This is a genomic window from Flavobacterium sp. CSZ (genome assembly GCF_015350725.1).
Taxonomy (GTDB): Bacteria; Bacteroidota; Bacteroidia; order Flavobacteriales; family Flavobacteriaceae; genus Flavobacterium.
On sequence record NZ_JADKPQ010000009.1, the window covers coordinates 116844 to 130172 of the forward strand.

Below are 13329 nucleotides of genomic sequence, written 5' to 3' on the forward strand. Positions count from 1 at the left end.
ATGGGATTAAAAAGCGAAATAACAGATAAAGTAAAAGAAATTTTAGATACCAATTTTCAAATTGAAGATGTTACATATGTGCCTGAGATAACTGACAGTAAACTAACCTTTTTAAATAAAGGATTAAAATTTGAAGCAACCGTTCTTTACATTGATTTAAGAGATTCTACAAAAATCCTTAATAAGCATAACAAATCAACAATTGCAAAAATTCATAAAGCATATTTACATACCACAGTCAGAATAACAAAATCACTTGGCGGAGAAGTTAGAAGTTTTAATGGCGATAGTGTCTTGGCGTTCTTTCAAGGAACATCTAAATATACTTTAAGCAATGCCGTAGAAGCCGCAATGAAAATTCGATACATGATTGCTAATTCAGAATCAGGAATCAATACTTTACTGGCAAAATATTCAGCCGTAGATTTTGGAATTGGCATCGATGATGGGCATATACTTTGTGTTAAAGTTGGCGTAGGTGGTGACGCAAATACAAAAGATTTAATCTGGATAGGAAATCCTGTCAATAAATCTGTTGTAATTAGTGATGAATGTAAAGCAAGTTATTACATTGGAATTTCCAACTATGTTTATGGTAATCTAAATGATAACGTAAAATTTGCTACAAAAAAAAATCCTTGGGGGCAAGATGAGAAAGTGAACATGTGGACTTCTTATCAGGTTTTATATAATGGGCAATATGAAACTTTTTACAAAACAAATTATTATTGGGAAGTTGAATAATATCAATTAAAAAAATACAGCATTAAAATCAAGAACATTTACATATCTTTGCAAAAAAAATTAAAGGTTCTTATATAGCTTTGATAGTGGCAAAATAATCCACAAAGAAAAATAAGGAGTGACGAAAAGGAGTGACGAAAACAGCTAAAAACGTTTCAAAACGATTTTGGGCATTTGAAAATCCTTATAATTAACTCTCTACTAATTAGTATAGTATTTATTTATAGGATTCATAACCCTGAGGTCACGGGTTCAACTCCCGTCCTCGCTACAAAAAACAACCCCCTAATCATCAATTGATTAGGGGGGGGTTTTTATTGGAATTTTGTTTCGAAAAATTGTATCAAGTAAGGACTCAAGATAGAAATTTTGCAAAAAGATAAATTTAACTCAAAGAAAAAGTAAATAAAACTTAAAACCTCTACTTCCCAAAAATAAGTTCATTTGCCAAATCTATTTCGTCCTGACTTATGGTATGCCCCATATTTTCATAGATTTTTTTAGTAACAGCTGCGCCCATTTTTTTCAGAAGCACTTCTGTTTCATTTACTCTTTCAACAGGTACGTGAAGATCGGGATCGCTGGTACCGATAAAAATTGGTGTGTTTTGGAATTTTCCTTCGTAATGATTTTCATAAATCTTATCGCCAATAAGTCCACCAGTAAATGCTACAACGCCTCCGTATTTAGCGGCATTTCTGGCAGTAAATTCTAAAGCCAGACAAGCACCCTGGGAAAATCCCAGAAAATAGATATTCTCTTTTTCAATTCCGTTTTGCTGAATTGCAACAACAACCTGATGAATAGCTTCTAATGATTTTGAAAATGAAGGCTCATTTTCATTAATAGGCGCTAAAAAAGAATAAGGATACCAGGTTCTATTTTCTGCCTGAGGGGCAACCAAGGCAAAATCATCGACATTCAGATGTTTTGAAATCGAAAGAATATCATGAGCGCTTGCACCACGTCCGTGAATCATGATCAGCGCCTTTTTAGCATCATTTAAAGGCACACCGTCTGTTATAGTTTCTACATTCATAAGTTCTAAGATTATTTTTTCCAGATATCCAGATATTCATCCGGATGTTTTTTGAATTGTGCATGCACATACGGACAAAGCGGCAAGACCATCAAATTATTGGCGCGTACGTACGACGTCATTTCGTCTAAAAGTTTCTTGGCATATCCCTTTCCTTCTCCTTCAGGTTCAACACCAGTGTGATAAACCGTGAGCAAATCTGGTTTTATGCTTACTGTCATTTCGCCCAGCTTTTTATCATCAATATAAAGATTAAAGGCCCCATGCTTTTTCTCGTCTAATTCCAGTTTTATTGTTTCCATATATTTTCTCTTAAGAATCTAATTTACAAATTTTTAGCTTAATTAATTTTAACCAAATGATTTTCAATACTTGCTCTTTGAGATTCGTATTGTGCGGGAAGCTTTAAGTTTTGACCTAATTCTTCTAAGCTTTCATCAACTGTAAATCCTGGATTATCGGTGGCGATTTCAAATAAAACTCCACCTGGTTCTCTAAAATATAGCGAATGAAAATATTGTCTGTCTATTTGCGGTGTAATTGACAATCCGTAAGCTTCGATTTTTTCACGGAAGTGCATTAAAATTTCGTCATTTTGAACTCTAAAAGCTACGTGATGTACAGATCCGTTGGCAACATGTCCGCGTTTTTCATCTGTCAATTCTACCAAGTCAACAATTGCGGCATTTTCTACTGTACCTGTTGCATAACGATAACGGTTTACATCCTGATCAATCAATTTGTAACCAAATATTTCTGTTAAGATTGCTGCAGTGGGTTTAATGTCGTTTAAAGTCAGCGTAATATTATGAAAACCTTTTGTTGCTGCGTCAGCTTTTACTTCATCTGTTTCCCAACCTTTTCTGTTGTCTCCTGTTTTAGATTCGATTAACTCTAATTTCAACCCGTCCGGATCAAGGAAAGTAAGATATTTTTCGCCGAATTTTTCTGCCGGTTTATTGTAGATTACATTATATTGTTCAAAACGTTTCTGCCAAAAATCAAGACTTCCTTTAGGAACAGAATAACCAATTTCTGTCGCCATTCCAGATCCTTTTCTTCCTTGTTGAATTCCTTCTCCCCAAGGAAAAAAGGTTAAGATGGTTCCTGCGCTTCCCACTTCATCGCCAAAGTAAAAATGATAGGTTCCCGGGTCGTCAAAATTCACTGTTTTTTTGATGAATCTTAATCCGAGTATTTTTGAATAAAAATCGAAATTACGTTTAGCGTCGCCTGCAATGGCGGTAATATGGTGTAAGCCTAAGATTTGATTTTCCATGATATTTTATGTATTAAGTTGTTTTGATTTTCTTTTACAAATTTACCTCAGCTCTTGCTGTTTCCCGGTTAACCTAGATTAAGAAATAAAACTCAGAAATGAATAAAATACTGAAGTCAATTTTAGGCCTAAATTGTTGTTCATATAAAAGATAAGGTTTTATATCAAAAGTGTAGTCTATCACATTAAGTTCAAAAATAGACTCTTTCAAATCCTTATTATCTAAAACTTTTCTTTACACATAAAAAAACATAAAAAATAATAATGCTAATTGGGGTTAAAGTCCCATTTTTGTAAAATAATTAATGCGCTAACAATATGGATATAGTTAAATTTAAAATCACATCAAAAACGATCAAAGTAGAAGTACGCAATTCGAATAATTATGTTTTTAATTTTAATAGTGCTTTAGAAATTGAAAAAGAAGACAGAGACGTTTTATTGAAGCTTTACAATGCATTAGACATTCTTTTTAAGAAAGAAGCTCCTTCTGAAGTAAAAAACTATATATCGCCCAACCAAACCAATATATTGGACCAGATTTCTGCTGTTGATGGTTTACAGGAAGAGAAATAATAAATTATCTGCCATATTTATTACCAAACAAGCCCTTAAACAGTAATTGTTTAAGGGCTTGTTTGGTAAATTTATTTCGAAAACTTTAAAATTGACTTTGTCAAAAAGACTTAACCAATATCGCAGCGCATTGTTGTGACGATTTTTTTGAAACCTGCTTTTTCATAGGCTTTAACTGCTGATTCATTTTCGTCATAGACCTGCAACCTTACCTCTGTTATTCCCTGAGATAAAATCCATTTTTTAAGAGCGGTGAGTAATAAACCGCTAATTCCTTGTCCTCTAAATTCCGGGCTTACAAACATAAAGCCGAGATATCCAAATACTTCGTGTTTTTCATATGGTTTTGCAGATCGAATTTGCGCATAACCACTTCCGATAATTTCGTTATTACTTTCGACAACCAAAATTTCTGTCGCTTTATCTGATATTAATTCCTGTATATCATAATAGAATATTTCACCCTCTTTTAGTGTTGGATCAAATGGTCGTTCTGCGTCAACAAGAGTCTGCAGGAATTCGGCGAGCTTAGGCAAATCAGTATTGGCAGCAGGCCTGATCGTTATGTTTTTGTTATCTGTACTCATATTTCAAATATATTAAATCCTTTTTGATTCAATAAAAAAGTGTTTAGAAAAATTCATTTTTAGCTTTTGCAAATGGTGTTGTTAATTCTGGTCGAAAATAATTAATTTTGAATTTAATAATTCATTTTCAAATTCATAAAGACAAAACTATTTGCTCTTTTATTAAACAAAAATCAAAGTATGGAACAACAACTTTATGAAATAACAAAGAAGGTTTATGATAAAAACAACCGAAATTTGTTCACTTTTTTGACCGGCGCCGGAATTTCTGCTGATAGCGGAATACCGACTTACAGAGGAATAGACGGGATATGGATAAAAGGAACTCAGTTTCATAAACCGGAGGAATTTGGAACTTATAAATATTTTAAAGAACACCCGGAAGAGGTTTGGCAATATTCTCTTTTTAGAAAAAAAATGTTTGAAAATGCTGAACCCAACAAAAGTCATCGCGAAATAGTAGAGATTGAAAATCTTTTGGAAGACAAATTTCATTTAATAACTCAAAACATAGACAATTTACACAGGCGGGCGGGAACAAAGAGAATTTACGAAATTCATGGCAATAACAGAGAGATTAAATGTTCTAATGGCTGTAAAGAAATAGTACATCTTGCTGATGAAATAAAAGGAAAAGATATCGATGAAGATCTAACCGCAAACGATATTGAATTACTAAAATGCAAAGAATGCAGCAGCTGGATGAGGCCAAATATTTTATGGTTTGATGAGCGTTATGATGAAAAAACAAACAAAAGATTTAGCTCTTTGAAGATTGCTAAAAATTCAGGTATTCTTTTTATTGTTGGTACTTCCGGCGCAACAAATTTACCAATGGCAATTGCTGAAACAACTTTAAAATACGGAGGAACAATTGTTGATATCAATACAGAGGATAATTTATTTACAAAATTAATTAAAGACAAGAAAAATAAAATTATTATTCGAGGCACCTCAACGGAAAATCTTAAAACCATAAAAGAAATATTTAAGAACATCTGCTAAGATCAACGAAAATTAAAAAATCAGAAAAAATAAAATCATGTCAATAAAACAAGAGTCAGAATTAATAGCAATGCAAAAGGTCAGTGAAGCTGTGGCTTATACTTTGAAAGAAATGAGAAACTTTGCCAAAGCAGGAATGACGACAAAAGAACTAGACGATTATGGCGGAAAAATCCTGAATGAATTAGGCGCAAAATCGGCTCCTTATTTAACGTATGGTTTTCCGGGATGGACTTGCATCAGTGTAAACAATGAATTTTGTCACGGTATTCCCTCAGATAAAAGAATTCTTAACGAAGGTGATTTAATAAACATTGATGTATCGGCAGAACTGGATGGTTTCTGGTCAGATAACGGAGGTTCGTTTGTAATTGGCGAAGATGTAAACGGACACCAAAAACTGGTTGACGCATCAAAAGATATTTTACAAAAAGCAATAGACAATATAAAAGGCGGAGTAAAAATTTCTGAAATAGGTTATCTTATCGAAACAGAAGCTAAAAAAAGAGGTTATAAAGTAATCAAAAATCTGGGCGGACACGGCATTGGCAGAAGCTTACACGAACAACCGGATGAATTATTAAACTATAAAAACCGATTTGATCAAAGGCGTTTTAAGAAAGATTCTGTTGTAGCAATTGAAACTTTTATCTCGACCTCATCCTCTATTGCGGTAGAACTTAAGGATGGCTGGACGATGGTAGGCAACAAAGGCGGACATATGGCGCAACACGAACATACTATTGTGGTTACGAACGGCAAACCTATTATTTTAACCGAAATGAACGGAATCTGGAATTAACAGATTCTCAAACGACACTTAAAACAGACCCTTAAACTAAATTATTTAAGGGTTTTGTGTGTTGAGGGTCTAATTAAGAATAAAAACAATTTAACACATAGAAACATAGGTTATAGAACTGTAAAAGAGGATAAAAAAGAAACAAGTTTCTTCACACATAGTCCCGATAGCTATCGGGATGAATTAATGCTAGTGAAACGCCTTTTATAATTTTACAATCCCGATAGCTATCGGGACTATGTGTTAAAAATAATTATACTAAGAGTTTTATTTTTTTTATTTGTCTACCGATTTTTGCAATTGTGCAGGATATCGATCTCCTTGTATGGTGGTTTGGGCAAAAGCATCATCAATTTTTTTAATATCATCTACAGATAGTTTAATTGAGGCTCCACCAATATTTTCTGTTAATCGGTGTGATTTTGTTGTTCCTGGAATTGGAGCAATCCAGGTTTTTTGTGCCAACAACCAACCCAATGCAATTTGCGCAGGAGTTGCTTGTTTTTGAGAAGCAATGGAAGATAATAAGTCCACTAATTTTTGATTGGCTTTTCTGTTTTCTTCACTAAAACGAGGTAACGAATTTCTAAAATCGGTCGCTTCAAAACTTGTACTTTCGGTAATTGCACCTGTTAGAAATCCTCTTCCTAAAGGGCTAAACGGTACAAAACCAATTCCTAATTCTTCAAGTGTTGGCAAAATTTCTACTTCAGGTTCTCTCCACCAAATAGAATATTCGCTTTGTAAAGCAGACACTGGCTGAACGGCATGTGCCTTTCGAATAGAGGATACACCCGCTTCAGACATTCCAAAATATTTTACTTTCCCTTCTTGTATAAGATCTTTTACCGTTCCTGCAACATCTTCCATTGGCACATTTTGATCTACTCTGTGTTGGTAGAATAAATCAATAACATCGGTTTTTAAACGTCTTAAAGATTCCTCGGCAACAGCTCTGATATTTTCTGGTCGGCTGTCTTGTCCGTTAAACGCCTGTCCTCCTTTAAAACCAAATTTGGTCGCAATAACTACTTCTTTTCTAAACGGGCTTAAAGCTTCTCCTACCAACTCTTCATTGGCAATACCATACGCTTCGGCAGTATCAAAAAAAGTAATACCCTGTTCATAGGCTTCCCTAATTATTTTTATAGCCTGTTGTTTTTCTATTTGGGCACCATAGGCAAAACTTAATCCCATGCAACCCAATCCCAGTGCAGAAACTTCTAAACCCTGAGTTCCTAATATTCTCTTTTCCATAACTTAATTTTTACAAATATTGATATGATACCTTGATTATCATTTTTAATACTACAAATTTCCTCCAATAATTCCAGCTGTCTATCATACATATTACTGCTATTCTAACCATTTTTACTGATTTGCATAATCAAGCTAAGTTATTAAAAATCTGAGTAGTATATTTGTATGTATAATTTCATAGACGCATCATGGATCCTATCATAAAACTCGAAAAAGTTGCACAATACAATCAATTAAAAGATATTGAAACACAACATCCTTTAATAAGTGTTTTTGATAATTCTAATAGTAAAGCACTCCCCAATCATACCCGCATACACTTTAGTTTTTATGCTATATTTTTAAAAGCCGGAAATTGCGGCGAACTAAAATACGGGCGTAACAATTATGATTATGATGACGGTACAATGGTTTTTGTAGCCCCCGGACAAGTACTTGAGGTTAATAATACAGACAATTATAAATCTACAGGTTTAACATTACTTTTTCATCCTGATCTGATAAGAGGAACTTCATTGGCTAAAAATATAAGTCAATATTCATTCTTCTCTTATGACTCGCACGAAGCGCTTCATCTATCTTTGAAAGAACAGCAAATAATAAAAGATTTATTTAGTAAATTAGAATATGAATTAAGCCAGTCTATTGATAAACACAGCAAAAACATTATAAGTAATAACATAGAGCTACTTTTAAATTATTGTGTGCGTTTTTACGACAGACAATTTATTACCCGTGAGAATATCAATACTGATATTTTATCAAAATTTGAGAACTTACTAAATGCCTATTTTCAATCTGAAAACGCGCAAGATTCAGGTTTGCCTTCGGTGGGATATTTTGCAGATCGTTTGCATCTTTCTGCTAATTATTTTGGAGATTTAATTAAAAAAGAAACAGGCAAATCTGCTCAGGAACACATTCAGTTAAAATTAATTACCTTAGCCAAGGAACGAATTTTTGATACTGATAAATCGATTAGTCAAATCGCATTTGAACTGGGTTTTAAATATCCGCAGCATTTTAATCGAATGTTTAAAAAGAATACGGGTTACACCCCAATTGAATACAGAAGTTTAAACTAAAATCCATAAACCAAAAGAATGCTTGAGAATTTCCCTTTTTATTTAGGTCTGTTAATTATTATTTTATTACTGATTATGTTGGCTAATAAAATAAAAGTAGCTTATCCAATATTATTAGTATTGGCTGGATTGGCTATCAGTTTTATTCCCAAAGTACCTTTAATACAAATCGAACCTGATCTTATCTTCTTTATATTTCTGCCGCCATTATTATACGAAGCTGCCTGGACGGTTTCATGGAAAGAAATGTGGCGCTGGCGACGTATTATTACCAGTTTTGCCTTTGTCGTTGTTTTTGTCTCGGCACTATCTGTAGCATTAGTTGCGAATTATATCATACCGGGATTTTCATTAGCATTGGGTTTTGTCCTGGGCGGAATTGTATCGCCTCCTGATGCGGTAAGTGCCGGTGCTATTTTGAAATTTGTAAAAGTGCCTAAAACTATTTCATCGATTTTAGAAGGCGAAAGTTTACTGAATGATGCTTCGTCCTTAATTATTTTCAGATTTGCGATGATTGCCGTAGCGACAGAGCAGTTTATATTTTATAAAGCCGCAGTAAGTTTTAGCTGGATGATATTTGGTGGCGTTGGAATTGGCTTATTAATTGGATGGCTTTTTATGAAAGCGCACAAATATTTACCTACAGATGCCAATGTAGATATCGTTTTATCATTAGCAACGCCGTATATTATATATCTTGCTGCCGAAGAAGTTCATAGTTCCGGTGTATTGGCGGTTGTATGTGGCGGATTGTTATTGTCGAACAACCGACACCGATTTTTGAGCAGTAGATCTCGTTTGCAGGGTATAAATGTCTGGCAGAGTCTTACTTTTATACTCAATGGTTTTGTGTTTATGCTGATTGGCCTAGATCTGCCACAAATTACAAACGGACTTAAAGTCGAAGCTGTTAGCATTTCGTCGGCAATTGGTTATGGTGTCTTGATAACTTTTGTTTTAATTGTCAGCAGGATCTTATCTTCTTACGGTGCGGTCCTTGTGACTCTTATTGCACGAAATTTTATTACCGTTGCCGATAGTAGAAATCCCGGTTACAAAACTCCCTTTATATTGGGCTGGACCGGAATGAGAGGCGTAGTATCATTGGCTGCAGCCTTATCTATACCTGTTTATCTAGATAATGGCAATGGCTTTCCGCAGCGAAATCTTATCTTGTTTATCACTTTTATCGTTATTCTTTTAACCCTCGTTATTCAGGGACTCACATTACCGTATTTCATTAAAAAAATCAATCTTACAGATGTCTATGATCCTCTTCCAAAAGAAGAAGCTCACAATAACCTGCGTCATGAATTGGCGGAATTTGCTTTAGATTATCTTAAAACCAATTATAGCGATCAGATCGAACATAATACTTCGCTACAGCATCTTATTCACAAATGGGAACAATACAGTAATGGCATTGATGATGAAGAAATAGGAAAAGAGCTTAAAGTAATTTATCTCGATTTATTAAATAAGCAAAGGCAATGGCTGATCAGTAAAAACAAAGAAGACCAAACTCTGGATGAAACCATCATTAGGCGACAAATGCATTATTTAGATATTGAAGAGGAAAAATTACGTTATATTTAAAAGTCATTTATTATAGCATTCTACTAAATCCGATCCTTTATATCCGGAATTTTCTCCGTCAGATTTTTCCAATATCGTTTTGGCATATGCTGAAGATGAAGCTTTGTATTTTTTCGGGATTCGATATTGACACTCTTGAAATAATTGCGCCATAAATCCTGAAAAAGTTCTTCGCCCTCATCGCTTATTTCGGCTAAGAATTTAAAAGAATTAGATTCAGTATTAAATTGTAATGCTACTGTCGAAACATTTTTAAGGTCATAATAAATACCATATTTACGCTTTGCATCATAAATTAACCAGCGCTGATCAGCATAACGGTTTTTAAAATGATTTTCTATAAGAGGCAGGACATTGCAATGGGGTTCGACGATTGCATAATACAATTGGTCTTTTGTTAATTGAAACCTGACAAATGCCTCCATTCGATGTGCTTCTTTCCCGGTCAGTCGAATGGCTTTTCGAAGTTCTAAAACATCATTATGACCAAAATCATCTTCTACATTTACAGAACTTGACAATACATATTGTACATACCGAAACATGATTTCTTCGATCTTATGGGTTTCTGATAAAAAGGCGTGATACAAACCCTGAAGTCCATTTTTCGAAAGACGTTTTTGCAAACCGCTTAAAACGCGTTTTACTTTTACCTCATCTGTAATCACGATATGATTGGTCGAAAAAAGCAAATCGGCAGAAGCTTCGTTTTTGGCAAAAACAATATCCTTCAATTTATATTCATAAATTTCGAATACGGCTGTAATCCAGCCTTCATAAGTTCCATCGTAAATTACCTGTGTCATTTAATTTAATTCAGCGATTGTAATTCTATTTGCTTTGCACATGCCACAAAAAAATATTATTAAACACATAGAAGCATAGATTTTTATGTCTCGTAAAGGAGATAAAAAAGAAATACATTTTTTTCACATAGCTATGTAAATTTTAAATAAGTGAAACGCCTTTTTTAGGTAAATAAAGGCTATGTATCTTTGTGTAAAAAATTACACCCAATACATTTAATTAAAATAAAGCAAGTTGATTCGAAAAGTCATTTTTGTATTTACTCTTTTGCGTATCTAAAATATGATTCTTGATTTGAATCGACGTTAAATCCTTTTGTAATTGAAATGGCGTTGCAAAAGCCAGAAAATATTTGGCGCGCGTATAGGCAATTCCTAATTTTTGCAAATCCTGAGGAACGAGTTTTTTAAATTTTCTTGCCGCCACAATTTTTTTTGCACTCAAAAACCCAATACCCGGAATACGCTTAATCAGTTCGAGATCGGCCGTATTGACATCAACCGGAAACTGATTCATATTGCGCAACGCCCAACCTAATTTGGGGTCGATATCCAGATCAAGATTAGGCTGATCAAAACCTACAATTTCATTTACATTAAAGCCGTAGAGCCGAATCAGCCAATCGGCCTGATACAAACGGTTTTCGCGAATCATAGGAACCGGAGTTCCTATTGCAGGAAGCCTGGTGTCATAACTTATAGGTACGTAGCCGGAATAATAAACGCGTCGCATGTTCATTTGATCATAAAAATAATTGGCCATTCCCAGTATTTCCATATCATTTTCCTGGGTTGCACCAATCACCATCTGCGTGCTTTGCCCCGCCGGAGCAAAAATTGGCGCTTTGTAGTTGAGTTTTTTTTCTTCTTTGTGACCAACAATTTCATTTTTCAGATATTCCATTGGTTTGATCACATCGATATGATTTTTATCGGGCGCCAATAATTTCAGACTTTTCTCTGTTGGCATTTCGACATTTACACTCAACCGATCGGCGTACATTCCGGCTTGCTGCAGTAATTCATCGCTTGCTCCGGGAATTGCTTTAAGATGTATATAACCATTGAAATTTTCCTCTAATCGTAATTTCTTGGCAATCCTTACCAAACGTTCCATCGTATAATCCGGGTTATCAAAGATGCCAGAACTCAAAAACAAACCTTCGATATAATTTCTTCTGTAAAAACCAATTGTAAGATCAACCACTTCCTGCACGGTAAAAGCAGCACGTTTTACATCATTACTTTTTCGGCTTACGCAATACGCGCAATCAAAAATGCAATGATTGGTCAGTAAAATTTTCAGCAACGAAACACAACGCCCGTCTTCGGTATACGAATGGCAAATACCATATCCTTTTGCATTTCCTAATCCTTTATCCTTATTCTTGCGATTACTTTGACTTGACGAACATGACACATCATATTTCGCTGCATCAGCCAAAATCGACAACTTCTCCATCACTCTTTCATGTACCATTTTGAGCCTTTTTAGTGGTTAAAAAACTAAATTTGTTTCATCTCAAAACTACTCTTTTATGATGCAAAAAATCTGAAATTGATTGTTCTAAATTGTATCAAATTTCAATAAAGCAATCTCAACTAATTAATAATAAAAACATTGAAAACATTTTTTTTAAACACATAGAGACATAGTTTTGGTTTCTTTAAAAAAGGCGTTTCACTTATTTACAACAAACATAGCTATCTCAATAAGAGAAATGTATTGCCTTTAATCAATTAAATCTAATTAATGATAAAAGATCAAAGCCCGATTTTCCCTTCTGCCCAGTAGGCTTGTGTATAGATTTTTTTATTCGAAATACCTTTTGCTTTTAATGCCTTCCTAAAGGTCTGAATAGACTTTGCATTTCCCATTAAATAAAAATGTGCGTGTTGCCATAAATCCCAAATGGTATCGTCGAAATTATTTAGAATATTTACGGCACGTTCAGCACTATTAGCCGATTTGGGTATAATATCAACCGCAATTCCTAAATCTTTTGGTACTTCTGCAGAAGCTGGATCTAATTCTAAAATGCCCAAATAGTTGTTTTCATTCGCATTAATTTCATCTTTAAAACTTTTAAAAACACTTATACAGGTTTCATCTCCATAAAAAAACTGGTATTTTTCTTCGGTCTTAAAAAATTCAAAACCTCGCGGCAAACCTACCGTAATTTGATCATTTGGTTTTAGGTTTTCGACAAAACGACTTCCGGGACCTTTTTTATGAATATGAAAGATTACTTCAAACGTTCCTTCTCCGCTATTCCATTTACTTGGGGTATAATTGCGATAATTGGTATCATCAATCCTGATAATGATAGCCTGACCAATTTTAAAATTGATGTGCGGAAAATGACCTTTGAACCTGATTCTCTTTATATTTTCGCTCAGCAATTTAGTATCCGTAACTTTTACTTTGCAAATTTTACTGCTAAAGGCAAGTTCCATAAAATCTCCAATAATTTTGGGCATCGAATTCATAATGGTATGTTTTAATTTCAATGCAAAATTGAAACTAAAACATAAAAAAAAGGTTGC

14 protein-coding genes are annotated in these 13329 nt (G+C 34.1%); 6 read left to right on the plus strand and 8 right to left on the minus strand.

From position 1 onward, the window contains the following. On the plus strand, positions 1 to 744 hold the full coding sequence (locus IRZ78_RS12305) for an adenylate/guanylate cyclase domain-containing protein (RefSeq protein WP_194616823.1): 744 nt from the start codon (positions 1 to 3) through the stop codon (positions 742 to 744). A gap of 421 nt (positions 745 to 1165) precedes the next feature. Here IRZ78_RS12305 and IRZ78_RS12310 read toward each other — a convergent pair whose 3' ends face one another. Genes IRZ78_RS12310 through IRZ78_RS12320 form a run of 3 tightly spaced genes read right to left on the minus strand, consistent with a single transcriptional unit; the run spans position 1166 to position 3062 of the window. After that, entirely contained in the window at positions 1166 to 1783 is a 618-nt protein-coding gene (locus tag IRZ78_RS12310; RefSeq protein ID WP_194616824.1) for a dienelactone hydrolase family protein, read from the minus strand. 11 nt (positions 1784 to 1794) lie between these two features. Beyond that, positions 1795 to 2085, minus strand: coding sequence for a GNAT family N-acetyltransferase (locus IRZ78_RS12315; RefSeq protein ID WP_194616825.1), 291 nt, complete (start codon positions 2083 to 2085; stop codon positions 1795 to 1797). A gap of 38 nt (positions 2086 to 2123) precedes the next feature. Then, positions 2124 to 3062, minus strand: a complete 939-nt coding sequence (locus IRZ78_RS12320) for a ring-cleaving dioxygenase (RefSeq protein WP_194616826.1) — start codon at positions 3060 to 3062, stop codon at positions 2124 to 2126. 318 nt (positions 3063 to 3380) lie between these two features. On the opposite strand from IRZ78_RS12320, the gene IRZ78_RS12325 reads away from it, so the two are divergent. Next, positions 3381 to 3638 carry a hypothetical protein gene (locus IRZ78_RS12325; RefSeq protein WP_194616827.1) on the plus strand — a complete coding sequence of 86 codons (258 nt, stop codon included), beginning with the start codon at positions 3381 to 3383 and terminating at the stop codon, positions 3636 to 3638. Between the two features lie 110 nt (positions 3639 to 3748). Here IRZ78_RS12325 and IRZ78_RS12330 read toward each other — a convergent pair whose 3' ends face one another. Continuing rightward, the gene (locus tag IRZ78_RS12330; RefSeq protein ID WP_194616828.1) at positions 3749 to 4225 is read right to left on the minus strand and encodes a GNAT family N-acetyltransferase; all 477 of its coding nucleotides are present in this window, start codon (positions 4223 to 4225) and stop codon (positions 3749 to 3751) included. 180 nt (positions 4226 to 4405) lie between these two features. Between IRZ78_RS12330 and IRZ78_RS12335 the strand changes: the two genes are divergently transcribed. Together IRZ78_RS12335 and map are read left to right on the plus strand one after the other, a co-directional pair. Beyond that, complete coding sequence (locus IRZ78_RS12335) at positions 4406 to 5230, plus strand: Sir2 family NAD-dependent protein deacetylase (protein ID WP_194616829.1); 825 nt, start codon at positions 4406 to 4408, stop codon at positions 5228 to 5230. A 37-nt stretch (positions 5231 to 5267) separates the two neighbouring features. Beyond that, entirely contained in the window at positions 5268 to 6032 is a 765-nt protein-coding gene (gene map / locus IRZ78_RS12340; protein ID WP_194616830.1) for a type I methionyl aminopeptidase, read from the plus strand. A gap of 276 nt (positions 6033 to 6308) precedes the next feature. On the opposite strand, the gene IRZ78_RS12345 is transcribed toward map, so the two are convergent. Beyond that, positions 6309 to 7289, minus strand: a complete 981-nt coding sequence (locus tag IRZ78_RS12345; protein ID WP_194616831.1) for an aldo/keto reductase — start codon at positions 7287 to 7289, stop codon at positions 6309 to 6311. A 191-nt stretch (positions 7290 to 7480) separates the two neighbouring features. Between IRZ78_RS12345 and IRZ78_RS12350 the strand changes: the two genes are divergently transcribed. Both IRZ78_RS12350 and IRZ78_RS12355 read left to right on the plus strand, forming a co-directional pair. Further along, positions 7481 to 8377: a helix-turn-helix domain-containing protein gene (locus IRZ78_RS12350; protein ID WP_194616832.1), complete on the plus strand. Its 897-nt coding sequence runs from the start codon at positions 7481 to 7483 to the stop codon at positions 8375 to 8377. A gap of 18 nt (positions 8378 to 8395) precedes the next feature. Then, positions 8396 to 9976, plus strand: coding sequence for a Na+/H+ antiporter (locus IRZ78_RS12355; protein ID WP_194616833.1), 1581 nt, complete (start codon positions 8396 to 8398; stop codon positions 9974 to 9976). A 23-nt stretch (positions 9977 to 9999) separates the two neighbouring features. Here IRZ78_RS12355 and IRZ78_RS12360 read toward each other — a convergent pair whose 3' ends face one another. From IRZ78_RS12360 to IRZ78_RS12370, 3 genes are all read right to left on the minus strand, one after another. Further along, positions 10000 to 10782 carry a TIGR03915 family putative DNA repair protein gene (locus tag IRZ78_RS12360; RefSeq protein ID WP_194616834.1) on the minus strand — a complete coding sequence of 261 codons (783 nt, stop codon included), beginning with the start codon at positions 10780 to 10782 and terminating at the stop codon, positions 10000 to 10002. A 220-nt stretch (positions 10783 to 11002) separates the two neighbouring features. Continuing rightward, a complete protein-coding gene (locus IRZ78_RS12365; RefSeq protein ID WP_194616835.1) occupies positions 11003 to 12262 on the minus strand; it encodes a putative DNA modification/repair radical SAM protein in 1260 nt (419 codons plus the stop codon). A 284-nt stretch (positions 12263 to 12546) separates the two neighbouring features. Then, on the minus strand, positions 12547 to 13272 hold the full coding sequence (locus tag IRZ78_RS12370; RefSeq protein WP_194616836.1) for a siderophore-interacting protein: 726 nt from the start codon (positions 13270 to 13272) through the stop codon (positions 12547 to 12549). Positions 13273 to 13329 lie beyond the last annotated feature (57 nt).